We start from the raw sequence: 23,963 nt of genomic DNA, 5'->3' as shown, positions 1-23,963 counted from the left end.
GTTTTTATATAACGCTTTAATTGGAAAAAAGCACTTTGTTCTCGTGCTTATTTGCAACTTCAGTTTTGGAAATGTGTATGGAAAGAAAGCCATTTTCTAAACAGGCTAGCATTTTTTTATAGATAATGTTAGCAGGTAAAGAAATGGTCCGTTGTAAGGATGAATTTTTGTGAAAGATATGAATTTTTAGGCCTGTCTCCATCTTGTTTATAAGTACATTTTGTTCTGAAACATTAGGGATATCCGTTTCTAAAATGTATTCATGCTCTGTTTCGCAAAGATCAATGTGGATGTGATTAGGGAAACTGAAGTTGTCATATGAATCAGAGCAAAACTGATCCATCCATTCTTCAAAACCATCAACACGAAAAAGACAATTTTTCTTTTTCTTGCCCATGTAAGACACCCTCCGTAAAGTCTTAATTCATACCATAATATGCATGAAGAAATTAGAGGTGAAAAGGAAACGAGAAAATATGTTGACGAGTTGAATTGGCTAATTGTGGTGAGGTGCTATAGGAGATGAACTACCCGTAAAAGCCCGATTGGTGAGAGGGATTTAAGTTTCAAATTAGAGTAAAAGGATGAAGTGAGGAGGACAATGCGTATGCATTGCCCACTGTTTTTACATATCATGATGTGCGTGATTCTTTTGTCTTGAATGATTTCGGTTTTTTACTTTATGAGACCCACTTAATGGTTCGGGTTGCCCAGAAGGCTGCCCTTTCTTTGTATTTTGACGAATGGATTTGCTATTGTTTTTTTCCATGTTGTCACCTCCCTCTTGTATTTAGAATGAGAGAACTTTGTAAATTTATACGAGAATGTTTTTGTGAAAAACGGTAAAGATAAGTGAGACTAACTATAACAGAAAGGGGAAAGCATATGCCGTATCATAAAGATAAACAGCAAGCTTTTCAAGCAGCACAACAAGGAGTCGTACAAGCGGAAAATTTATATAACAACATTGTTAAAAATGACCCGAATTACGGACACGATTTGAAGCATTTACGCCAAGAAGTTCAAGAGGCATATGAACAAATTCAAAACGCACTAGAAGTAGCATCTGAAACACAACGTCCACAACTTGAGCAGTACGAAAATAATTTGCAAAATATCATAAGAGATGTGGATTCGCTAGGCGATTGAACAGGTTGTTGTTTAATTTCAACAACCTGTTCAATTTTAGAGTTAATATGTTGAAAAGAAAAATTGTTGTAATAATCATTATTTATTTCATTTGTGTGGTACATATATTTCAGGTGGACAAAGTAGAAGCGAAAATGTTGATGAGAAAAGAATTAGAGCCCACAGGTTATGTAACGTGGGAGGTACCAAATAACGAGAAAATAATTGCAATTACGTTTGACGATGGCCCAGATCCTATATATACTTCGCAAATATTAAAGCTATTACGTCAATATAAAGCTGAGGCAACTTTTTTTATGATAGGTTTTCGAATTCAGCGAAATCCGTATTTAGTCAAGCAGGTGCTGAAAGAAGGACATGAAATTGGAAATCACACGATGGATCATTTATATGCAAGTAGGGCCTCTGATGAAAAATTAAAAGATGATATTTTAGTGGGGAAAAAATATTTACAAAAATGGGTAAAAGAGCCGCTGCTTTTCCGTCCACCAGGTGGATATATTAATGATGCAGTATTTGCAACAGCAAAAGAAGCGGGATATCAAATTGTATTATGGTCATGGCATCAGGATCCGAAAGATTGGGCAAATCCAGGTACTGAATCTATTGTGAGACATGTTGTAACAAATGCGAAGAGTGGGGATATAGTGTTATTGCATGATGGTGGAAGTAACAGGAGTCAAACTGTAGCCGCATTAGAAAAGATTTTGCCAGCTCTTCAAAAAGAAGGGTATCGATTTGTGAAGGTTTCAGAGTTGTTACGTTATAAGCATTAAAAATCCCAAAAGGAGTACCTTTTGGGATTTTTTATTACTGATTCTTTTTACGTTTTTTATTATTTTGACGCTGAGCTGGTGTTAGTGGCTCGTTGGCGAATTCCTCATTATAACCAGCACCTTGTCCTTGTGATGATGCAGCGTTCATTCCTTGAATGGTATGATTTGATTTGCGTTTACCCATTAGTTTCACCCCTATAGTATTTTCTTTATAAACAAACAATGGTACATGTATGAACAGTAAAGTAATGCCTTAATGGAAAGCTTTACTTTATGGTAATAGTATTCATAAGGAGAGCGAAGCCTATTCAAAATTCCAGAGATAAAGAAAACTTATGATAAACTATAAGTTTCTTATTATTTACTTATTTAGAAAGTTGTAATAAGATATTATCGTAAGGTATTGAAAAGTTTGTCTACATTTTATATTCAGACAACTCAGTCACGTTTAACAGGGGGGAAACATAATGGTCAAACATAATCCATTTCAATCTCGTGAAACATTTGAAGTAGATGGAAAAACGTATCATTATTATCAATTGAAAGCGCTTGAAAATGCAGGGGTTGGCAACGTATCGCAATTACCATATTCAATTAAAGTTTTGCTTGAATCTGTACTACGTCAAGTTGATGGACGTGTCATTACAGAAGAGCATGTTACAAATTTAGCGAAGTGGGGAACGAAAGATGTTCAAGATATCGATGTTCCATTTAAACCATCTCGCGTAATTTTACAAGACTTCACAGGTGTTCCGGCTGTTGTTGATTTAGCTTCACTTCGAAAAGCGATGGCAGACATGGGCGGGGATCCTGATAAAATTAATCCAGAAATTACTGTAGACCTTGTAATTGATCACTCTGTACAGGTTGATAGAGCGGGTACGGCAGACGCGCTTGAATTCAACATGGACTTAGAGTTTAAACGTAATGAAGAACGTTATAAATTTTTAAGCTGGGCACAAAAATCATTTGATAACTATCGTGCAGTTCCACCAGCAACAGGTATTGTACACCAAGTAAACCTTGAGTATTTAGCACCAGTTGTTCACGCGGTGAAAAACGCTGAAGGCGAATTAGTTGCATACCCAGATTCATTAGTTGGAACAGACTCCCATACTACAATGATCAATGGTATCGGCGTTCTTGGTTGGGGCGTTGGTGGTATTGAAGCAGAAGCAGGGATGCTTGGGCAACCTTCATACTTCCCAGTACCAGAAGTTATCGGTGTGAAGTTAACTGGTACACTTCCAAGTGGTACAACAGCAACAGATGTTGCATTAAAAGTAACGCAAGTGTTACGTCAAAAAGGTGTAGTTGGTAAATTCGTTGAGTTCTTCGGTGACGGATTAAAGAGCATGCCTTTAGCTGACCGTGCAACAATTTCAAATATGGCACCAGAATACGGCGCAACTTGTGGATTCTTCCCAATTGACGAAATTTCATTAGAATACTTACGTTTAACAGGTAGAGATGAAGAGCAAATTCGCGTTGTTGAAGAATACTGTAAAGCGAACGGTTTATTCTATACAGCAGACAGCAAAGATCCAATTTACACTGATCTTGTTGAAATTGATTTAAATACAATCGAATCTAACCTTTCTGGACCGAAACGCCCACAAGATTTAATTCCACTTTCAGATATGAAAGATGCGTTCCACAAAGCTGTTATAGCACCAGTTGGAACACAAGGACTTGGATTTAATGAGCAAGAGTTCGATAAAGAAGTGAAGGTTACATTAGAAGATAAAGAAGTAACGATGAAAACAGGTGCAATTGCAATTGCTGCAATTACAAGCTGTACAAATACATCAAACCCATACGTATTAATTGGGGCAGGTTTAGTTGCGAAGAAAGCAATTGAAAAAGGTCTTAAAGTACCTGGTTATGTGAAAACATCGTTAGCTCCAGGATCTAAAGTTGTTACAGAGTACTTAGATAAATCAGGTTTAACAACATATTTAGATCAATTAGGATTCCAAACAGTTGGTTACGGCTGTACAACTTGTATCGGTAACTCTGGTCCATTAGCATCAGAATTAGAAGAGGCAATTGCGGCAAACGACTTATTAGTAACATCTGTTTTATCTGGTAACCGTAACTTTGAAGGTCGTATTCATCCGCTTGTAAAGGCAAACTATTTAGCATCACCACCACTTGTTGTGGCATATGCGCTTGCTGGTACAGTTGATATTGACTTGAAAAATGATGAAATCGGTAAAGATGCAAATGGCAATGCTGTTTACTTTAACGATATTTGGCCATCAGCTAAAGAAATTGAAGATGTAGTTCAAAGTGTTGTTACATCTGAACTGTTCAAGAAAGAATATGCACAAGTATTTAACAGCAATGAGCGTTGGAATGAAATCCAAACTTCAAATGAAGCTTTATATACTTGGGATAATGATTCAACATACATTCAAAATCCACCGTTCTTTGAAGGATTATCTAAAGAACCAGGTGAAGTTGAAACGTTATCAGGTTTACGCGTAGTTGGTAAATTTGGAGATTCTGTAACGACAGACCACATTTCACCAGCAGGTTCAATTGGCAAACATACACCAGCAGGACGCTACTTATTAGAAAACGGCGTACAACCTGTTGACTTTAACTCTTACGGTTCTCGTCGTGGTAACCATGAAGTTATGATGCGTGGTACATTCGCGAACATCCGTATTAAAAACCAAATCGCACCAGGAACAGAAGGTGGATATACAACTTACTGGCCAACTGGTGAAGTAACATCTATCTACGATGCTGCGATGAAATATAAAGAAGACGGCACAGGACTTCTTGTAGTTGCTGGTAAAGATTACGGTATGGGAAGCTCTCGTGACTGGGCTGCGAAAGGTACAAACCTTTTAGGCATTAAAGCAGTTATCGCAGAAAGCTTTGAGCGTATTCACCGTAGTAACCTAGTATTAATGGGTGTATTACCACTTCAATTTAAAGATGGCGAAAGTGCAGAAACATTAGGCCTTGCTGGTAACGAATCGTTTGAAATTCAAATCGATAAAACTGTTAAGCCACGTGATTTTGTAAAAGTAGTAGCAATCGATTTAGATGGTAACGAAAAACAATTTGAAGTAGTAGCACGTTTCGATAGTGAAGTTGAAATTGACTACTACCGTCATGGTGGTATCTTGCAAATGGTTCTTCGTGAAAAAGTTGAAGAGTCTAAGGTGTCAAACTAATTAAGTGTAGTAATAGAGAAAAGTAAATATTTTCAAACGAAATGAGGAAGCTAACTCGGGTTAGCTTCCTCATTTTATATGCAAGGAAAATGAGGAAACTATATTGTTTCGCCACCTTCTTTATTCCGCTTTATTCAGTTGATATTCATATGTAGAAGAATCTTCCGTATTAAATTCTTTTACTAGTGTAATCTTATTTGTATCTGGGTTATACTTGAAAATTTTAATGGTGTGCCGATCACCACTGGCAGGATTATTTTCCTGTAAAGCAAATGTATTTTCTGCAATTTGAGTCATATTACTAATTTGATCATTTTGTACATTTATTGGAGTAGAATCATGGTTTGTAGAGACTTCGATGACTCTTTCCTTATTAAAAAATATAAGGACTAGAATTAAGATTACAAAACAAATACGCATATAGCGTAGTTCTTTACTAATCGGATGCTCTCCCATAGCATTCACCCTTTCTGGTTATTATGAATTCGGAGGTGTTATCGTAGAGTAGAAGGTAATAATACCAAGTGTAGTGAATAGAACAAATGATATTAAGGCTGTATAAAGTGAAACTTTAATCAGTGGGGGTTTTCTTTATCCCCCACTGATTATCAGCCCGCACCAATCGGGCTTTTACGGGCAGTTTATCTCCCACCTAACTTCTTTAGCCGCTAGAGCTGGACATTGCTCACGCCAAATTTTGAGGTAGGAGTATTACTGCCCGTTAATGCGGGATAAACGCAAACGCGACCAGTTTTTCTTTTTTCAGGATCTTTACTAAATAGAGATATAACCCATGCAATAATACCAATGGGATAAAATATGAAGCTAAAAATATAGAGGATAGCTTTTTTCAATGGATGCATAAGAAACCTCCTTTTAAAAGGAAGGTATTTGTACAAAAAGTACAAATACCTTCCTTATTGTTACCTCACATGTTTATATTTTTGCGTAAACGTATTTGGCGAGCAATCTTAGTTATAATTAGCCATGTCATATAAAGGAAAGTTAGAATAAAAACTGTACTAATGATAGGAGATTTTTGAAATGCGTACAATAACTTATCAATATAATAAATTTGATTTAAATCTGTAATTGATCTTGGAGAAAAGACTAAATATTTCTTCCAGTTTCCTTCCATAACGATCATTGTACCTGTAGAATGTGTGACAAGTAATGTGTAGAGAAAAATAGGGAGAAGAATCATGAGTTGTAAACCCGTTAATCCGGTTTTATGTTTTCTCCAGTACAACGAGCGGGCTATTATAATTCCTATCAAATAGACAATAGATAATATAAAAACTGTAGTGAAAACGGGATTGTACTGAAATGCATACAAAAGTTTATCAATTTCATACACTTGATGAGAGTTTTCTGTTGTTTTTGGGGTAAAGATAAGATGTTGTTTCCAGTCTTCGGAAATACTTAAATAGCTGGCAGTCCAGCTTGTAATAAATAATGAGAAAAACAAAATGGGAAGAATGATAATATATTGTAACCAATGAAAAAATATTTTATTCATAAATAATTACACCTCTTCCAAATTATAACTGTTTTTTCGTGAATAATAAAGGTGTCTAAAAAATAATAACGTCATATAGCCAAACAAAAAAGATAGCAAATCTACGTTTTTATGATTTTTATATTGTGTATTTTCGTATTAAACGCTATAATTACAGTGTTAAAGATGGAATCGTGATATGACCTGTTATGAATCTATCATATTATTTATGAATAAATGGATTGGTATTTTAGCAAGATGTGCTAATAAACTACTCCACCATGATGATAACGTACCCAAAATGTGGTGCGTATATTTTCGTGGTGGAGTTTTTTTATTCTCAAAAAGGGGGAGTAACCATGAACGACAGCATGGTTCATATTACAATTGACGGCAAAGAATATAGTGCTGAGTCCGGGTCAACTATACTGGGCATCATTAATGAGAACGGAATTGAACATCCACAAATTTGTTACGTGCCGGAAGTGGATCCAATTCAAACGTGTGATACTTGTATTGTAGAAGTGAATGGGAAGCTTATGCGATCGTGTTCTACAGTAGTGACGGACGGTATGAATATTGAGTTATCCTCTATTAGTGCGAAGGCAGCACAACATGAGGCGATGGACCGTTTATTGGAAAATCATTTGCTGTACTGTACGGTCTGCGACAACAATAATGGGAACTGTAAATTGCATAATACGGCAGAATTAATGGAAATTGAGCATCAAAAATATCCTTATGAGCCAAAAGTGGCTGCAAGTGAAGTTGATATGTCTCATCCATTTTATCGCTATGACCCGAATCAATGTATCGCATGTGGTCAATGTGTAGAAGTGTGTCAAAACTTACAAGTAAATGAAACGTTATCTATTGATTGGGAGGCAGAGCGCCCTCGTGTTATTTGGGATGAAGGAGTGGATATTAACGATTCTTCCTGTGTAAGCTGTGGTCAATGTGTAACGATTTGTCCTTGTAATGCATTAATGGAGAAATCGATGCTTGGTGAAGCTGGATTTATGACTGGGCTGAAGCCGGACATTCTTGAACCTATGGTCGATCTTATTAAAGAGGTTGAACCTGGATATAGCGGTATTTTCGCCGTTTCAGAAGTAGAAGCTGCGATGCGTGACACTCGTACGAAAAAGACGAAAACAGTATGTACGTTTTGTGGTGTAGGTTGCTCGTTTGAAGTGTGGACGAAGGGACGTAAAATTCTTAAAGTACAACCAACCTCTGAAGCACCGGTTAATGCAATTTCTACTTGCGTAAAAGGAAAATTTGGTTGGGATTTCGTTAATTCTGAAAAACGAATTACGAAACCTTTAATTCGTAAAAATGGAGTGTTTGTTGAATCAAGTTGGGAAGAAGCACTTCACGTAGTGGCGTATAAATTAGGATCTATTAAAGAAGAGTACGGTAAAGGTTCTATCGGCTTTATTTCTTCTTCTAAAATTACGAACGAAGACAACTATGTCATTCAAAAATTAGCTCGACAAGTGTTCGAAACGAATAACATTGATAACTGCTCACGCTATTGTCAATCGCCAGCAACAGATGGATTGTTCCGTACAATTGGTATGGGCGGAGATGCAGGAACGATTAAAGATATTGCACAATCAGGTCTCGTTATTATCGTCGGTTGTAATCCAACAGAAGGCCATCCTGTTTTGGCTACTCGTGTGAAACGTGCGCATAAACTTCATGGACAAAAACTAATTGTCGCCGATCTTCGTAAAACCGAAATGGCAGAGCGTTCAGATATCTTTATTAGTCCAAAGCAAGGAACAGACCAAGTGTGGTTAATGGCTGTTACGAAATATATGATTGATCAAGGTTGGCATGACCAACAGTTCATCGACGAGAATGTAAACTTCTTTGAAGATTTCAAAGATAGTCTTACAGAATATACGCTTGAATATGCAGAAGAGATTACAGGCATTTCAAAAGAAACGCTCGTTAGAATGGCCGAGATGATTCGTGATGCGGATGGTACGTGTATTCTTTGGGGTATGGGTGTAACGCAAAATACGGGTGGTTCAGATACTTCCGCTGCGATTTCAAACTTACTTCTTGCAACGGGAAATTATCGCCGTCCAGGTGCTGGCGCATACCCGCTTCGAGGTCATAATAACGTGCAAGGTGCTTGTGATATGGGAACTCTCCCAGGTTGGCTACCAGGATATCAGCACGTAACGGACGACGTAGAACGTGCGAAATTTGAAATGGCTTACGGGGTAAAAATTGATAACAAACCAGGTCTAAATAATATTGAAATGCTTCACGCAATTGATGAAGGAAAAATGAAAGCTATGTATCTTGTCGGAGAAGATATGGCTCTTGTAGATTCGAACGCGAATCATGTACATGAAGTGCTATCAAGCCTTGAATTCTTTGTTGTTCAAGATGTGTTCCTTTCTAAAACGGCTCAATACGCAGATGTCGTATTACCGGCAGCACCATCTCTTGAAAAAGAAGGGACTTTTACAAATACAGAACGTCGTGTACAAAGATTATATCAAGTACTTCCAACGCTAGGTGATGCGAAACCAGACTGGTGGATCGTGCAGGCAATTGCCAATAAATTAGGCGCAAACTGGAACTATAATCATCCAAGTGAAATCTTTGCTGAAATGGCAAGTTTATCACCACTATTCGCACACGCAAACTATGAAGTGCTTGAAGGATGGAACAGTTTCCATTGGGGAAGTTTTGATGGGACGAATACGCCACTTCTTTTCCAAGATGGATTTAACTTCCCGGACAAAAAAGCTCGTTTTGCGATAGCTGATTGGGTACGTCCTGCTGAATTTCCAGAAGAATACGATCTTCACATTAATAATGGTCGTATGCTTGAACATTTCCATGAAGGTAACATGACGAATAAATCAAATGGTATTCAATCGAAAGTTCCTGGTGTTTTCGTTGAAGTTTCTCCAGAACTTGCAAGGGAACGTGGAGTGAAAACTGGTTCGTTAGTACGCCTTGTTTCTCCTTTTGGAGCACTTAAATTACGCGCGCTTGTAACGGATCGTGTAAAAGCAAATGAGCTGTATTTACCGATGAACTCGACGGATAACGAAACAGCGATTAATTTCTTAACTGGTCCGGCGGTCGATCAACGTACAAATACGCCTGCATATAAACAAACGAAAGTGCGTATGGAAGTGTTACAAGTAGAAGGTGAAAATCCGATGCCAAAAACAAACCCACGTAATAAAAAGCGTCATCCTCAAAACGGTATTGAGGTAAATCGCAAATGGGCTCGTCCAGGATACGTACACTTAACGGATAAATAGGGAGGAGAAAAGAATATGGCGGCACCTATTAAAGCGATCCAGAAGCAGGAGCTAACTGAGGAAGAAATAAAACAACAAAAGCTAGAAGATTTAAAAGAACTTCTAGCGAATAATGAAGAAGCTTTAAATCAAATGTTTAATATAGTAGGTGAACTGAATGATATTGGGATGCTAGAAGCTGCAAATTCTATGCTGAAAGCGAAAGAACCAATCGCAAAAATTGTTCTAGGCCAAGTCACTCGTGAACCAGTTACAAATTTAATTAATAATATGATGGGCGCTGCAGGAGCTTTAACAGAACTTGATCCGGAACTTACCAAAAAGCTTATCGGTAGTGTATTAACAGGTATGGATGAAGGAAATGAGCATCTGCAAAGTAATAAAAAAGTAGGGATATTAGATTTGATGAAAGTACTTAAAGATCCAGATATTAACCGCGCTATTGGATTCGGTCTTCATTTCTTAAAAGGTATGGGTAAAGGGTTAAAAGACGAATAGGTAAGCAACAATAATAGTATTTCATACGTTGTATACATGTTGAGGTAATTCGAAAAGATGAACCTTTTCGTCTCATTATTTGCGTGAATAGTTCAGACGAAAAGGTCATTTTGGTAGAATAGTTATGATGAAACAATATGTGAAAAGTTATTGTTGATGAATAGGGGAGGAATGAGAGTATGTCAAAAATGGTACATGAATTTAATGATATGATCCGAAAACTTCGAAAAGATTTGTTTGGGAAAGGACCGGAACGAATTCATACTGTATTTGCTGAAAATATGGCGATTGCCACACTTTATGGAAACTTGACACCGACTGAAAAATTCATTTCGGGAACGATGGATGGTGCGGAAATGGTTCATATGGCTCGAACGAAAATGATTCAAGAAGTGTATGCCGTTAATTCTCGTGAACATTTAGAGGAACTTGTTGGAGCGAAATTAGTTCATCTGTTTTCGGATATGAAAGTGGAAGAAGATATTGCAGTTTCGGTGTTTGTCTTTGATAAAAATATAACGTGAGAGAAGGATACTCATCGTGAAATCGATACAGGTGGAACGGGAAATTTTTCATTATGAGCAAGGGGAATTTACACATATGGAGGACAGCATTGTAACAGAGTTTCCTGTTACGGTTAAAATGAACGGACAGGAATTTGTTACAATGGTTAGTACTCCAGAGTACATTGAAGATATGGTAATAGGCTATTTAGCATCTGAAGGTATTATCCGAAAGTATGAAGATATTGATGAAATATGGGTACAGGAGAAAGAAGGATATGTACATGTAAAAACGACAAAAATTAATCCTTATTATCGTGATATCCAAAATAAACGCTATATAACTTCATGCTGTGGAATGAGTAGACAAGGATTTGTTTTCGCGAACGATGCGCTAACTGCAAAGAAGATGAATGATATTCGCGTAAAAATATCTGCCGAGGATTGTTTTCGGCTAATGAACGATATGCAGCAATCTGCGTCCACTTTTCAACATACGGGCGGGGTGCATAATGCAGCTTTATGCGATGTGAATGGAATTGTTTTAAGTCGAATGGATATAGGAAGACATAACGCTTTAGATAAAATTTACGGCTATTGTTTAAAAAATAACATTTCTATTGGTGATAAAATTATTGTGTTTAGTGGCCGTATATCTTCAGAAATTCTATTAAAAGTTGCGAAAATTGGCTGTGAAATCATATTGTCAAAATCCGCTCCAACTGAGTTAGCTTTGCAGTTAGCGGAACAGTTAGGAATTACTACAATAGGGTTTATTCGTAATCGATCTTTAAATGTATATACGCATACAGAGCGGGTTGTAAATATAAATAACACTTGTACGGAATTATAAAATATGCAGAAACGAGGCAATGAACATGAAATCTATCACATTAGACAAATTGCACCGTCCTTTAAAGGATTTACGTATTTCTGTTACTGATCGCTGTAATTTTCGCTGTCGATATTGTATGCCGGAAGAAATATTTGGTCGTGATTATTCTTTTTTGTCTAATGATAAAATTTTATCTTTTGATGAGATTGAAAGGGTTACACGTATTTTCGTTTCTTTAGGTGTAAGAAAGTTACGTATTACTGGTGGAGAGCCGTTGCTTCGGAAAAACCTTCCTGAACTAATCGAGCGACTTAACAAAATTGATGGAGTAGAGGATATCGGTTTAACTACAAATGGGTCACTACTTAAAAAGTTCGCTCCTGATTTATATAAGGCGGGTTTATCACGTGTGACAGTTAGTTTGGATTCTTTGGATGAAGGGCGTTTTGCTTATTTAAATGGCAACAGAAGTAAAGTAAAAACAGTTCTTGCAGGAATACAGGCTGCAGCGGAAGTCGGAATGAAAATTAAAATCAACATGGTTGTCCAAAAAGGAAAAAACGAACAGGATATCGTTCAAATGGCGCAATACTTTAAAGAGAATAAGCATATCTTGCGATTTATTGAATATATGGATGTTGGGAATTTTAACGGTTGGGAATTAGGCGAGGTCGTTTCTAAACAAGAGATTTTAGAAATGATTCATCAAGTTATGCCACTTGAACGAATGGAAGCGAACTACCCTGGTGAAGTTGCGACTCGCTATCGTTATATCGGTAGTGATGAGGAAATAGGAATTATTTCATCTGTAACAGATTCTTTTTGTTCCTCATGTACAAGAGCTCGTATTTCTGCAGAAGGGAAATTATATACTTGTTTGTTTGCTTCTAAAGGAAATGATCTTAGAGAATTACTTCGTTCTGGGTATACCGATGAGGAGATTACCGATGTTATTCGTCACGTTTGGAATACTCGCTCAGATCGCTATTCGGATGAACGGCTGAGCAATACAAATAAAAAAACATTGCCGAAAATTGAAATGTCGCATATTGGTGGCTGAGAAATAAAGGATATGTTAGGTGATATTCAAAACAATATGACAGAAGGCTATTTGTAGATTCTTTTTGTTATAGCAAATAGAGAGAAGTGGAAAGTGTGCAAGCTTTGCAGATTTTCTATGTTTATAGTAAAAATGATGATTGATATTTCTGTAAGAGACATGCAGAGAGATTAAGCAGCATTCCAAAAATCCTTACTATGTTAAGGTTTTTTGGAGCTGCTTTTTTTAGTTGAGAAAAATGGAGGAATTGGTTATGGCATTTCATAAACCGGAAAAAATAGCTGCGCTTGTGATTGAGTCTGGTGTTCAAAAGGTAAGGCAATCGCTATCAGCTATGCTTATTCTCGGTTTTTTAGGAGGAGCATTCATTTCGTTAGGATTTTTACTTAATATTCGAGTTTTAGGAAATGTACCGGAGCAATGGGGAAGTTTAGTCAATTTTATAGGGGGAGCGGTTTTCCCTATCGGACTTATGCTCGTTGTTTTAGCAGGGGGAGAATTAATTACAGGAAATATGATGTCAATGGCTATGGCACTTTATGCACGGAAAATTACATTGAAACATGTGTTAAATAATTGGGCTTGGATCACTTTAACTAACTTCGCAGGTGCACTTTTCGTAGCGTATTGTTTCGGTCACCTTGGTGGGCTTACAGAAGGTGCGTATTTAAATAAGACGATAGCGATAGCTCAAGATAAGTTACATGAATCTTTTGGGAGAACGTTAATTTTAGCAATTGGTTGTAACTGGCTCGTTTGCCTTGCGATTTGGTTAGCTCATGGAACAAACGATTTGATTGGGAAGATTGTTGGAATTTGGATTCCTATTATGGCCTTTGTAGTAATTGGATTTCAGCAAGTAGTAGCAAATATGTTTGTCATCTCAGCGGTTATTTTTGCTGGTCACCTTACGTGGATGGATCTTGCTAAGAACTTTGTTCCTGTCTTTATCGGAAATGTAATTGGTGGAGCTGGTTTTGTTGGATTTGCTTATTTCTCTTGTTATCAGAAACAAAGTGTTATAGAGAAAGATCTTTTAGAAAAATAACAGAATATGAAGTATGTTTTTTATGAATTGATGATTATTTACGAGAAGGGAAGGTCATCTAATGATGGGGCGGTATTCACGTCAACAGTCGTTCACGCCGATCGGACGAGAAGGGCAAGAGAAGATTAGAAATAAGCATGTGTTGATAGTGGGGGCAGGTGCATTAGGAAGTGCAAGTGCAGAGGCGTTTGTACGTGCGGGTATCGGAAAATTAACGATTATTGATCGTGATTATGTAGAATGGAGTAATTTACAGCGGCAACAACTTTACACTGAACAAGATGCAATAGAAAAATTACCAAAAGCGATTGCAGCACAGAATCGTTTAAAACAAATTAATTCAGAAGTACAGATTCAGGCTCTTGTGATGGATGCAAGGGTAGAAAATATGGAAGCTTTATTAGACGATGTCGATGTCATGATTGATGCAGCAGATAATTTTGATATTCGATTTGTAATCAATGATCTATCACAAAAATATGATATTCCTTGGATTTACGGTTCTTGTGTCGGGGGATACGGTATGAGCTATACCATCATTCCAAAGAAAACACCATGTTTACATTGTGTACTTAAAAGTGTTCCCGTTACAGGAACAACGTGTGACACGGTTGGAATTATTAGTCCAGCTGTCCAAATAGTCGCGGCATATCAAGTAGCGGAAGCGTTCAAAATTTTAGTGGAAGATTTCTCAGCAATTAGAAAAACTTTTTTAATGTTTGATATATGGAGTAATCATTATCATTCAATTAAACTAGGAAAAATAAAAACGGACAATTGTTCTTCATGCGGAACACATAGAACTTATCCTTATTTATCTTATGAAAATCAAACGAAGACAGTTGTTTTATGTGGAAGAAATACAGTTCAAATTAGAGCGGCGCATAATAGTCAGTATAGCTTTGGCGATTTAGAAAAAATGCTAAAAAAGCATGGAAAAATAGATCGAAACCCGTACTTGTTATCTTGCCAATTAGATGATTATCGCATGGTCATTTTTCAAGATGGCCGTGTATATATTCATGGGACAAATGAAATTCAAAAAGCGAAGCAAATATACTATCGTTTATTAGGTTAAGAGAAAGGTTTGGTAATGATGGAAAGAAGAGTGCCGATTGCAGTTGGAGAGGCTGTTCGTAAAGTGATGGAATTTGCCAATCGTGGTGTAAAAGAATTAGTACCACTTGAATTAGCATACGGGCGTACATTAGCAGTTGATTTAGTAGCAGATCATGATGTCCCTTCCTTCGATCGCTCGCCATATGATGGATTCGCTATTAGGGCAGAAGATACTTCTCAGGCAAGTCGTGAGAATCCAATTGTATTTGAAGTAATCGGTGAAATTGGAGCAGGTTCCGTATTCTCTAAAGAAGTAGGAGCGTTTCAAGCAGTTCGAATTATGACAGGAGCACAAATTCCGAAAGGATGTAACGCGGTCGTCATGCTAGAACTGACTCGTCATCGTCAATATGAGAATATCGGAAAAAGCTATATGGAAGTGAAACGTTCATTTAAAAAAGGAGACAACATTTCTTTTCAAGGTGAAGATGCTCGTAAAGGAACGATTCTTGCGAAGCGAGGAGTATACATTAATCCAGGTATTTCTGCTCTTCTTGCTACATTCGGTTACAGCGAAGTGCCAGTTGCCAAAAAGCCTGTAATTGGACTGTTAGCGACTGGGAGTGAGCTGCTTGATGTCAATGAATCACTACAACCTGGGAAAATTCGAAATAGTAATACGTATATGATATTGTCCCAAATTCGAAGAGCGGGTGGAAGAGTAAAGTACTCTGGGAAGTGTAGTGATGATTTTGATACGTGCTATGCTGCTGTAAAAGAAGCGTTAAGTGGAGTCGATATGTTAATTACAACTGGTGGTGTTTCGGTAGGAGATTACGATTATTTGCCAGCCATATACGAAAAATTAGGAGCATCGGTTCTTTTTAACAAAGTTGCAATGCGCCCGGGCAGTGTCACAACCGTAGCGCAATTAAACGGAAAATTATTATTTGGATTATCAGGTAACCCTTCTGCTTGTTATGTAGGATTTGAGTTGTTCGTAAGACCTAGCATTCGTACTTATATGTTTAGTAAAAAACCACATTTAAAAAGAGAGCAAGCATTATTAGGAGAAGATTTTCTAAAACCTAATCCATTTACGAGATTTGTACGTGCAAAACTCAGATGTAACGAAGGGCAATTAGTCGCCTATCCATCAGGGTTTGATAAGTCTAGTTCAGTTTCTTCATTAGCTGAATCAAACGCTTTTATCGTACTCCCAAGCAGTACGAGAGGATATAAGAAAGGGATGTTTGTAGATATTCTCTTATTAGAAGATAACGAAGGTAGTGAATGGCCTTGGAGCAATATTATTCCATCTTATAAAGTGAGGGGTTTTAATGGGACGAGTATTATTTGAAATTGTAGATGTTCCAATCTTAGTTGAAGAAGTAACGAATAAGGTAGCAAGAAGAGAAGCAGGTGCGATTACAACTTTTATTGGAACAGTACGAGAATTAACGAAAGGAAAACGAACTTTACATTTAGAGTATGAAGCATATAAACCGATGGCAGTAAAACAGCTTACTCAAATTGGAGAAGAAATTAAGAAAAAATGGCCGGATGCAAAAATCGGGATTACACACCGGGTGGGACGACTAGAAATAATGGATATCGCAGTTGTCATTGCAGTATCGTCACCACATCGTAAAGTGGCTTACGAGGCGAATGAATATGCAATTGAGCGTATTAAACAAATCGTCCCAATTTGGAAAAAAGAATTTTGGGAAGATGGAACAATGTGGATTGGAGATCAGCTCGAGAATACGCCGTACCCAGAAGGAAAACCAAAGAAGGAAGAGTGAGAAGATGATTACCATTTTACTATTCGCAAATTTGCGAGAGGAAGTCGGTTCAGATCAATTAGTAATAGAGAAACAAGAGATTCGTGTTTATCAACTAAAAGAATGGCTTAGAGATCACTATCATTTACAAGCTTTAGATCGAGTCATGACGGCTATCAACGAAGAATTTGTAATGGATGAAGATACTGTACAAGATGGGGATATAGTTGCGTTTATTCCTCCTGTAAGTGGAGGATAATTTTATTCCTAATACACGCCTAAAAAGAATCGGCGTAAGAACAGAAGTTAAGTGGGAGATAAACTACCTGATTAAAGTCTCACTTTATTTGTATTAAAAATTATCAAATAAAAATAAAAAGGACTGAGATGTATGCTTACTCATGAACGAATTATGAACGCTTTAAGTCATGTTCAAGATCCAGAATTGTACAAAAGCATCGTGGAACTAAATATGGTAAGAAATATTCAAATTAATGGCACGCAGATTTACCTGGAAGTTATTTTAACGATTCAAGGTTGTCCGCTAAAGGCAAAAATTCAGCAAGATATTGAAGACTCTCTTCGAAATATCGGAGCTTCTAACGTTTCTTTGACTTTCGGTTCTATGACACCGGAAGAGCGGTCTGTAGTAACAGAAACTCTAAAGAAAAATTCTAGAACGGAAACTGGTATGCCCAGTATGTTGCGACATGATTCAGGTGTACGTTTCATTGCTGTGACAAGTGGAAAAGGTGGAGTCGGGAAGTCAACTGTAACGATTAACCTTGCTACTGCTTTAGCACGTATGGGGAAAAAGGTTGGGATTTTAGATGCAGATATATATGGATTTAGTATTCCTGCTATGATGGAAACGACTCAAAAACCGACAATGATAGATCAGATAGCGATTCCGGTCGTCAGTCACGGCGTTAAAGTCATGTCGATGGGTTTTTTTACAGAGGGTAATAATCCAGTTATGTGGCGAGGACCGATGCTGAACAAATGGATTCAAAATTTTCTTGTCAACACTCACTGGGGAGAATTAGATTATCTTCTTCTTGATTTGCCTCCTGGTACAGGAGATGTTGCGATTGATGTGGCTGCGATGATTCCTCACGCGAAGGAAATTATCGTTACTACGCCTCATAATGTGGCTTCGTTTGTTGCTTCGAGAGTGGGGGGAATGGCAAAGCATACAAAACATGATATTTTAGGTGTCGTTGAGAATATGGCATATTATGAGGAACAAGATGGTTCAAGGAACTATCTCTTTGGAAAAGGAGGCGGCGAAATGTTAGCAGAACAACTGCAAAAAGAAGTGATAGCACAAATACCTTTTGCAAATCCTGAAGAAAATAAAGGTTCATCCGTATATGACGAAGATTCGCTTGTTGGAGAGATATTTACATCTTTAGCCCAAGATCTTATTTACAAATGGTAAGTTATTTGCCTTATATCCAGGAGTAATCGTTGCTTTTCAATTTGATGCGAGAATGATTGGGAGAAACTTTTTGTTGAGAATATTCTATTTATTTGTAAGGAGAATATTTCCAAGGTTGTCCGTATAAGCTAAAATAAAATGTAAATACGATTTTTATTTTTGAGTTGATATAGTAGATGACTGAAACTATAAGGGTGATGTATGTGTGGCGAAAACTTACGGTTATTATCATTTTATTTTGTTTAGTTGGTTACGCAGTATATGTGCAATTTGGAAAAAGTGAAAAACAAGTAAGCGAAGAACCAGTAAAAAGTGAAGCAGCGATGAAAGAAATTATTGCAAAGAACGGAATTGAAGTAGGGAAGAATGCACCGAATTTTGAGTTAGCAAAATTAGATGGTACAAAAGTAAAGTTATCGGATTTGAAAGGAAAGAAAGTGATTTTAAATTTCTGGGCAACTTGGTGTGGACCTTGTAAGCAAGAAATGCCAGATATGGAGGCTTTCTATAAGAAACATAAAACCGATGTAGAAATTCTTGCTGTAAATTATACGGCTTCTGAAGGTGCTAATGGGGAAGAAAAAGTGAAAAAGTTTGCGGAGGAGAAAGGAATTACTTTTCCTATTTTATTGGATAAAGATATAACGGTTACAACGACATATAAAGTAATCACCATTCCAACTTCTTATTTTGTGGATACAAAAGGTGTCATTCAAGATAAATTTATCGGACCGATGACACAAAAAGAGATGGAGAAGAGAATTGCAAAAATAAAATAATGGTAAGAAGGCAGAGAGGATAAGAGATCATCTCTGTCTTTTCTTTTTCAATAAGCAGCTTGTTCGTGATATGATGAAAGAAATTTTATCGAAAATAATGATGAGGGGCGTATGTTGTGGGAAATCTACTATTGACAGGAGACTATGTGGTTATTGATTTTGAAACGACAGGGTTTAATCCATATAATGATCGAATTATTCAAGTGGCAGCGGTAAGGTACAGGAATCATGAGTTGGCTGATCAGTTTGTTTCTTTTGTAAATCCAGAACGGCCTATTCCTAGCCGAATTACGAGTTTAACAGGGATTACAAATTATCGGGTTTCGGATGCGCCAACGATTCAAGAAGTTTTACCTTTGTTCTTATCATTTCTAGGTACAGACACAATCGTTGCGCATAATGCTTCTTTTGATATGCGTTTTTTAAAGAGCAATGTAAATATGCTTAGATTACCAGAACCTAAAAATAAAGTAATTGATACGGTGTTTTTAGCGAAAAAGTATATGAAACATGCTCCAAATCACAAGTTAGAAACTTTAAAAAGAATGCTTGGGATTCGCTTGAGTTCTCATAATGCACTTGATGATTGTATTACATGTGCGGCTGTATATCAAAAATGTGCTGCTATCCAAGGCGAAGGACAACAGAAAGTGAAAAAAGAAACAATTGAAGAAGACGCGGTGTATGCGCTAATAAAAGAAATGCTCGTGAAGCATAATCGTGATATACAATGGATCCGCAATGCGAACGTAGGAAGCTATCTAGATATAAAGGCTTTTTACCCAATGGTAAGAGTAAAGGTAAAAGGGCGAAAAAAATATATTTTAACCGAAAAAACAGAACAAGAAATAGTAGCGATATACCCTAGTTTGAAATGTGAGCCGGCTTTAAAAAGTGAAATAGGTATGACGAGAATTATGGTTGAAAGTCTAGAGGATTTTGCGAAGTTAGAAAACTATATTTTAGAGGCTTATGACAGAGTGATGCAAGCACTGAACGAATATAAAGAAAATAGAGTTAATGCAGATAAAGAAATTGAACAATATTTAAGCGTAATGAAATAATGAAAAAATTCAAAAATCCATCAGTTGTCAAAAGAATGCTGATGGATTTTTAACTAGAAATAAACTTTTCTTTGGTAAAACATAAAATTTTCTCGCAAATCTGATTAAAGCGTTTTTTATTTGCTCATACTAATTAGTAAGAAAGAGAAGGAGAAAGGATGAGCAGCATGAGAAGAAATCGACGCAAAACGTTTGAGGAACTTGTGAATGAAAATAAGCAACAACTACTAAGCGATCGTGATGCAATTGAGCGGATTGAAGAACGAATTGAAAGACGTTATGAGATGCAACTTTTTAAACAGGCTGAATAATTCTTACTACTAGTACGATACTAGTAGTAAGGAGGCGATTATGATGGGTAATCCGAAAAAGAATTCAAAAGATTTTTCACCAGATCATATTGGAACACAGTCAAAAAAGGCTGGCGGAAATAAAGGGAAGCAAATGCAAGATCAGACAGGAAAACAACCGATTGTGGATAACGGTTAAAAAGGAGAATGCTTTCATTCTCCTTTTCTTTATGTGCATACATAATCGAATTGGTTTGTGGAAAGCTATCATGGTATGTAAATCTTCATTTAGGAGGGAAACAGCATGGCAGAGCAATATAAAGCGAATCCAGATGATCGTAGTGATAATGTAGAAAAGTTGCAAGAAATGGTACAAAATACAATTGATAATTTTAATGAAGCGAAAGAAACCGCAGAGGTTTCAAATGGAAAAGATCGCGCTGCAATTGAAGCAAAGAATCAACGTCGTTTAGAAAGTATTGATTCGCTGAAAAGCGAAATAAAAGACGAATCTGGTTATAATGGGTAAAAAAAGGGCTGACAGTTGTCAGCCTTTTTTTGTAATCAAGAAATTTTCTACAAGTAAACGCCAATTTTGCGGGAAAGGAAGCCCAATTTTCCAATAGCTAATCCCGCGAATGCCTTGTTCTTTTATTAAGTTGAATTTACTTTGTACAGACCTAGCGTCTTCAAACCATACTTCGTGCTGCACACCATTTTCATCAAAATAATTAAAGTGTGGTGCTTGTGCTGTAAAATCGTAGCGAATTGGCACATTATATTTGCGAGCAAGTGCAACGGCTGCGACGGAACTAATTGCTTTTGCAGGAGGATTTCCTTCTTTAAAGGGAAGTTTCCAGTCGAAGCCATATAAATTTTGTCCCATCATAATTTTTCGCGGCGGCATTTGAGATTTTGCATATTGAATGACTTGTTTTACAGGACCAATAGGAGATATAGCCATCGGTGGCCCGCCTTGCCATCCCCAGTCATATGTCATAATCACGACAAAGTCAACAATTTCCCCCTGTGCTTTGTAATCATGAGCTTCGAAAAATTTTCCTTTTTGTTTTGAACTTGTTTTAGGAACAAGTGTTGTACTTAATGTATATCCTTCTGGTAGTCTCGTTTTTACATTTCTTAAAAACCGATTGTATGCTTCGCGATCCTCTGGAGCAACATTTTCAAAATCAAAATGAATATCACGCATATTATACTTTTTTGCGGTTTCTAGAATATTAGTAATGAATTTATTTTGAATCGTAGCGTTTCGTAGAAGGATCGAAGTTAATTCAGAGCTGAAATTTCCATTTTCAATATTTGTAATAACAAGCATTGGGATTGTTTGACCTTGCACTGCAATTTGAGCAATTCTTGTTGTTTCAGTCGGTTCTTTTAATGTTCCATCACGCTGCGCTTCAAAGCTAAAATAGGCTAAATAGGTGAGATAAGGATTGATGGCCCGCGTGGCATTCACTAAACTTTCTTTAATTGGAATGGTAGAAGGTTGTAAATAAGCAATTGATTCTATCGTTTGTTTGGAGCCTTTTGGTACATATAATTGTTGCCCGACATGGAGAATGGATTTTAATGATAAGTTATTTACTTTTGCTAAACTAGCAAGAGGAACGTTATATGTTTGAGAAATTCGATAAAGGCTGTCTCCTGGCTGTACGTAATAGTTATTTCCTCTCGTATTTACAATTAGAGCCTGACCGACAACAAGTGTTTCAGCTGGATTGAGTCCGTTATCTTTTACGATTTCTTCAGGTGTAGTTCCGTATTTGGTTGCTAAGCTATATACGCTATCACCGCTACGAACGGTTACAATTTGAATCATATATTTGCTCCTTTCAGTAAAAAGATCCATCGTTTCTATTTTATTTTTGATTTTACTGTATTATGATTAAATGTATGCGAGGAAACAGAAGCGAGAAGGAGATTGTTATATGTTTGCAGCAGAACAAGAAATTGAGATCCGCTATGCGGAAACAGATCAAATGGGTGTAGTGTATCATTCGAACTATCTAGTATGGCTAGAATTAGGGCGTACAAAACTAATACAAGAATTAGGGTTTTCATATGTTGAAATGGAAAAAGAGGGGATTATTTCTCCTGTATTAGATTTGCAAATTTCATATCGGAAAGCAATGCGTTATGGAGAGAAAGCTATTGTGAAAACATGGATTGATTCGGTTAGTCCACTTCGTGTTATATACGGATATGAAATTTATAATGGTGATGGAGATCTTTGTATTACGGCTACAACAACAAATATTTGTGCGAAAAAAGATGGTTTCCGTCCTGTATCTTTTAAAAAATTATATCCTGAGTGGTATGCGAAATATGAGGAGATTAAGAAGAAATAAAAAAAGCGTGGCAAAAGCCACGTTTTTTTTTATTTCTCATAATTAAATTGCGGGAACTCATCACCGTCATTTAATGTAACTGATAAATCATGTCCGTCGAAGAACCATTCATCATCACCCTCAATAAAGAAGTGAATACCTTCTTCTTGAACTTGAACAGCAGGGTGTGCGGGTTCATCTTTACGAATGCCTAGAGAAAGGCCTTTTTGAACAGTGCTGCAACCGCCATATTGTACGAAAAAGCGAAGTGTATCGCCAGTTTGTAAGTTTAGTTCATCTTTATACCAATTTACTGCTTCTTTTGTTACAGAAAGATTCATGTATAGTTCCTCCAAGTTATGTTGCTTTTTCTTTAGTATAAAAAATAACGCAAAAAGACGCTATTAATATGCTTTGCGTTTTCTTTTTGCGTTATCCCGCATTAACGGGCAGTAATACTCCCACCGCAAAATTCGGTGGGAGTAAAGAAGTTAGGTGGGAGATAAACTGCCCGTAAAAGCCCGATTGGTGCGGGCTGATAATCAGTGGGGATGAAGAGAACCCCACTGATTAAAGTTTCACTTTATGTGGGGCACAACCTTACTTTTGTTTCTTTGTAAAATTCGCTTTCGGCTCAGTTTTATTTATAATTCGTCCAATATTGGCACGGTGTTTATAAATAACCATACCAGCTAATAAACACATCGCAACAATGAAGATTTTATTCCCATCAATAATGGATGCGATAACAGCAACAACAGCCGTTACCATAGAAGAAAGCGATACGTATCTCGTTGTAAATAACAGGGTGAAAAAGACAGCGGCTAATATTACAAAAATGATTGGTGCGTAGCATAAGAGTACTCCAGCAGAAGTTGCGACTGCTTTTCCGCCGCGGAATTTCGCGAAAATCGGATATACATGTCCAAGAACTGCAGCTAATCCAAACCAAAGGGGATGGGCGTCTAAGGCGAAAATTAACGGTAGTGCTGTTGCTAACGTCCCCTTTAAAATATCGGCAATTGTAACGATAAAACCTGCTTTTTTCCCTAACGTCCGAAATGTATTCGTTCCTCCTAAATTACCACTACCATGCTCGCGAATGTCGATTCCATAACCAATTTTTCCAACAACAAGTGCAAAGGGAATCGAGCCAAGCAAATAGGCAACGATAAATAAAAGATATGTAATAAGCATAAGTTCAGTCTCCTTTATTCAAATGTGTTGATAAAGGGTAAAAAGAGTTTTTCCCGTATATTGTACCATACATTTGTAAAGAGCACATTTCTTTTTTTGTAAATGAAAAATTCAAAGTTTCTTTAAAAAACTTTCACAGGAATG

30 protein-coding genes are annotated in these 23,963 nt (G+C 36.9%); 21 read left to right on the top strand and 9 right to left on the bottom strand.

The features are described from left to right. Positions 1–16 precede the first annotated feature (16 nt). Together CN373_RS09955 and CN373_RS09950 are read right to left on the bottom strand one after the other, a co-directional pair. Complete coding sequence (locus CN373_RS09955; RefSeq protein ID WP_000516759.1) at positions 17–397, bottom strand: Hsp20/alpha crystallin family protein; 381 nt, start codon at positions 395–397, stop codon at positions 17–19. A 228-nt stretch (positions 398–625) separates the two neighbouring features. Continuing rightward, the gene (locus CN373_RS09950; RefSeq protein ID WP_000414451.1) at positions 626–769 is read right to left on the bottom strand and encodes a small acid-soluble spore protein P; all 144 of its coding nucleotides are present in this window, start codon (positions 767–769) and stop codon (positions 626–628) included. A 116-nt stretch (positions 770–885) separates the two neighbouring features. On the opposite strand from CN373_RS09950, the gene CN373_RS09945 reads away from it, so the two are divergent. Further along, the gene (locus CN373_RS09945) at positions 886–1,149 is read left to right on the top strand and encodes a hypothetical protein (protein ID WP_001146302.1); all 264 of its coding nucleotides are present in this window, start codon (positions 886–888) and stop codon (positions 1,147–1,149) included. Between the two features lie 47 nt (positions 1,150–1,196). Then, positions 1,197–1,925: a polysaccharide deacetylase family protein gene (locus CN373_RS09940; RefSeq protein ID WP_111901842.1), complete on the top strand. Its 729-nt coding sequence runs from the start codon at positions 1,197–1,199 to the stop codon at positions 1,923–1,925. A 34-nt stretch (positions 1,926–1,959) separates the two neighbouring features. On the opposite strand, the gene sspO is transcribed toward CN373_RS09940, so the two are convergent. Beyond that, the gene (gene sspO / locus CN373_RS09935; RefSeq protein WP_098359213.1) at positions 1,960–2,109 is read right to left on the bottom strand and encodes a small acid-soluble spore protein O; all 150 of its coding nucleotides are present in this window, start codon (positions 2,107–2,109) and stop codon (positions 1,960–1,962) included. A 283-nt stretch (positions 2,110–2,392) separates the two neighbouring features. Between sspO and acnA the strand changes: the two genes are divergently transcribed. Next, on the top strand, positions 2,393–5,116 hold the full coding sequence (acnA, locus tag CN373_RS09930) for an aconitate hydratase AcnA (RefSeq protein WP_098359212.1): 2,724 nt from the start codon (positions 2,393–2,395) through the stop codon (positions 5,114–5,116). A 120-nt stretch (positions 5,117–5,236) separates the two neighbouring features. Here the strand turns inward: acnA and CN373_RS09925 are convergent, their stop codons facing one another. From CN373_RS09925 to CN373_RS09915, 3 genes are all read right to left on the bottom strand, one after another. Further along, complete coding sequence (locus CN373_RS09925) at positions 5,237–5,572, bottom strand: YmzC family protein (RefSeq protein WP_098359211.1); 336 nt, start codon at positions 5,570–5,572, stop codon at positions 5,237–5,239. Between the two features lie 212 nt (positions 5,573–5,784). Continuing rightward, positions 5,785–5,979, bottom strand: coding sequence for a hypothetical protein (locus CN373_RS09920; RefSeq protein ID WP_098359210.1), 195 nt, complete (start codon positions 5,977–5,979; stop codon positions 5,785–5,787). A gap of 65 nt (positions 5,980–6,044) precedes the next feature. Next, positions 6,045–6,635 carry a DUF4306 domain-containing protein gene (locus CN373_RS09915; protein WP_098359209.1) on the bottom strand — a complete coding sequence of 197 codons (591 nt, stop codon included), beginning with the start codon at positions 6,633–6,635 and terminating at the stop codon, positions 6,045–6,047. A gap of 178 nt (positions 6,636–6,813) precedes the next feature. On the opposite strand from CN373_RS09915, the gene CN373_RS09910 reads away from it, so the two are divergent. The 17 genes from CN373_RS09910 to tlp all read left to right on the top strand — a co-directional run bounded on the left by CN373_RS09910 (position 6,814) and on the right by tlp (position 20,803). After that, positions 6,814–7,005: a hypothetical protein gene (locus CN373_RS09910; protein WP_002158491.1), complete on the top strand. Its 192-nt coding sequence runs from the start codon at positions 6,814–6,816 to the stop codon at positions 7,003–7,005. Next, a complete protein-coding gene (gene fdhF, locus CN373_RS09905) occupies positions 6,974–9,913 on the top strand; it encodes a formate dehydrogenase subunit alpha (protein ID WP_098359208.1) in 2,940 nt (979 codons plus the stop codon). Before CN373_RS09910 ends, fdhF begins: the two co-directional genes overlap by 32 nt. Positions 9,914–9,928: 15 nt before the next feature. Next, positions 9,929–10,411: a DUF1641 domain-containing protein gene (locus tag CN373_RS09900; RefSeq protein WP_000729885.1), complete on the top strand. Its 483-nt coding sequence runs from the start codon at positions 9,929–9,931 to the stop codon at positions 10,409–10,411. Between the two features lie 179 nt (positions 10,412–10,590). Continuing rightward, entirely contained in the window at positions 10,591–10,935 is a 345-nt protein-coding gene (locus CN373_RS09895; RefSeq protein ID WP_000041501.1) for a DUF2294 domain-containing protein, read from the top strand. A 16-nt stretch (positions 10,936–10,951) separates the two neighbouring features. Then, on the top strand, positions 10,952–11,767 hold the full coding sequence (gene fdhD / locus CN373_RS09890) for a formate dehydrogenase accessory sulfurtransferase FdhD (protein ID WP_098359207.1): 816 nt from the start codon (positions 10,952–10,954) through the stop codon (positions 11,765–11,767). 25 nt (positions 11,768–11,792) lie between these two features. After that, positions 11,793–12,809 (top strand): GTP 3',8-cyclase MoaA, encoded by a 1,017-nt coding sequence (gene moaA / locus CN373_RS09885; RefSeq protein WP_000836456.1) that lies wholly within the window; start codon positions 11,793–11,795, stop codon positions 12,807–12,809. A 253-nt stretch (positions 12,810–13,062) separates the two neighbouring features. Next, positions 13,063–13,857 (top strand): formate/nitrite transporter family protein, encoded by a 795-nt coding sequence (locus CN373_RS09880; protein WP_000863992.1) that lies wholly within the window; start codon positions 13,063–13,065, stop codon positions 13,855–13,857. Between the two features lie 61 nt (positions 13,858–13,918). Then, positions 13,919–14,935, top strand: a complete 1,017-nt coding sequence (locus CN373_RS09875; protein WP_098359206.1) for a molybdopterin-synthase adenylyltransferase MoeB — start codon at positions 13,919–13,921, stop codon at positions 14,933–14,935. Between the two features lie 18 nt (positions 14,936–14,953). Then, positions 14,954–16,276: a molybdopterin molybdotransferase MoeA gene (locus CN373_RS09870; protein ID WP_098359229.1), complete on the top strand. Its 1,323-nt coding sequence runs from the start codon at positions 14,954–14,956 to the stop codon at positions 16,274–16,276. Then, positions 16,257–16,721, top strand: a complete 465-nt coding sequence (locus CN373_RS09865; RefSeq protein ID WP_098359205.1) for a molybdenum cofactor biosynthesis protein MoaE — start codon at positions 16,257–16,259, stop codon at positions 16,719–16,721. The genes CN373_RS09870 and CN373_RS09865 overlap by 20 nt, the downstream gene beginning before the upstream one ends. A 4-nt stretch (positions 16,722–16,725) precedes the next feature. Then, the gene (moaD, locus tag CN373_RS09860; RefSeq protein WP_098359204.1) at positions 16,726–16,959 is read left to right on the top strand and encodes a molybdopterin converting factor subunit 1; all 234 of its coding nucleotides are present in this window, start codon (positions 16,726–16,728) and stop codon (positions 16,957–16,959) included. 132 nt (positions 16,960–17,091) lie between these two features. Continuing rightward, on the top strand, positions 17,092–18,141 hold the full coding sequence (locus CN373_RS09855; protein ID WP_098359203.1) for a P-loop NTPase: 1,050 nt from the start codon (positions 17,092–17,094) through the stop codon (positions 18,139–18,141). 203 nt (positions 18,142–18,344) lie between these two features. Then, a complete protein-coding gene (locus tag CN373_RS09850; RefSeq protein ID WP_098359202.1) occupies positions 18,345–18,920 on the top strand; it encodes a redoxin domain-containing protein in 576 nt (191 codons plus the stop codon). A 116-nt stretch (positions 18,921–19,036) separates the two neighbouring features. Continuing rightward, the gene (locus CN373_RS09845; RefSeq protein WP_098359201.1) at positions 19,037–19,984 is read left to right on the top strand and encodes a 3'-5' exonuclease; all 948 of its coding nucleotides are present in this window, start codon (positions 19,037–19,039) and stop codon (positions 19,982–19,984) included. Between the two features lie 167 nt (positions 19,985–20,151). Continuing rightward, complete coding sequence (locus CN373_RS09840) at positions 20,152–20,295, top strand: FbpB family small basic protein (RefSeq protein ID WP_001254081.1); 144 nt, start codon at positions 20,152–20,154, stop codon at positions 20,293–20,295. Positions 20,296–20,338: 43 nt separating this feature from the next. After that, a complete protein-coding gene (gene sspN / locus CN373_RS09835; RefSeq protein ID WP_098359200.1) occupies positions 20,339–20,473 on the top strand; it encodes an acid-soluble spore protein SspN in 135 nt (44 codons plus the stop codon). A gap of 105 nt (positions 20,474–20,578) precedes the next feature. Continuing rightward, a complete protein-coding gene (tlp, locus tag CN373_RS09830; RefSeq protein WP_000840704.1) occupies positions 20,579–20,803 on the top strand; it encodes a small acid-soluble spore protein Tlp in 225 nt (74 codons plus the stop codon). A gap of 18 nt (positions 20,804–20,821) precedes the next feature. Here tlp and CN373_RS09825 read toward each other — a convergent pair whose 3' ends face one another. Further along, complete coding sequence (locus tag CN373_RS09825) at positions 20,822–22,114, bottom strand: glycosyl hydrolase family 18 protein (protein WP_098359199.1); 1,293 nt, start codon at positions 22,112–22,114, stop codon at positions 20,822–20,824. Positions 22,115–22,223: 109 nt separating this feature from the next. On the opposite strand from CN373_RS09825, the gene CN373_RS09820 reads away from it, so the two are divergent. Further along, entirely contained in the window at positions 22,224–22,643 is a 420-nt protein-coding gene (locus CN373_RS09820) for an acyl-CoA thioesterase (RefSeq protein WP_098359198.1), read from the top strand. 29 nt (positions 22,644–22,672) lie between these two features. Here the strand turns inward: CN373_RS09820 and CN373_RS09815 are convergent, their stop codons facing one another. Together CN373_RS09815 and plsY are read right to left on the bottom strand one after the other, a co-directional pair. Next, complete coding sequence (locus CN373_RS09815; RefSeq protein WP_098359197.1) at positions 22,673–22,963, bottom strand: HesB/YadR/YfhF family protein; 291 nt, start codon at positions 22,961–22,963, stop codon at positions 22,673–22,675. Positions 22,964–23,222: 259 nt separating this feature from the next. Further along, positions 23,223–23,819, bottom strand: coding sequence for a glycerol-3-phosphate 1-O-acyltransferase PlsY (gene plsY / locus CN373_RS09810; RefSeq protein ID WP_000909433.1), 597 nt, complete (start codon positions 23,817–23,819; stop codon positions 23,223–23,225). Between the last annotated feature and the right edge of the window lie 144 nt (positions 23,820–23,963).

The sequence above is a fragment of the Bacillus cereus genome, from assembly GCF_002561295.1.
GTDB lineage: Bacteria > Bacillota > Bacilli > Bacillales > Bacillaceae_G > Bacillus_A > Bacillus_A cereus_S.
Note: the sequence above shows the minus strand (reverse complement) of the source record. Positions and strands in the feature narration are given on the sequence as shown.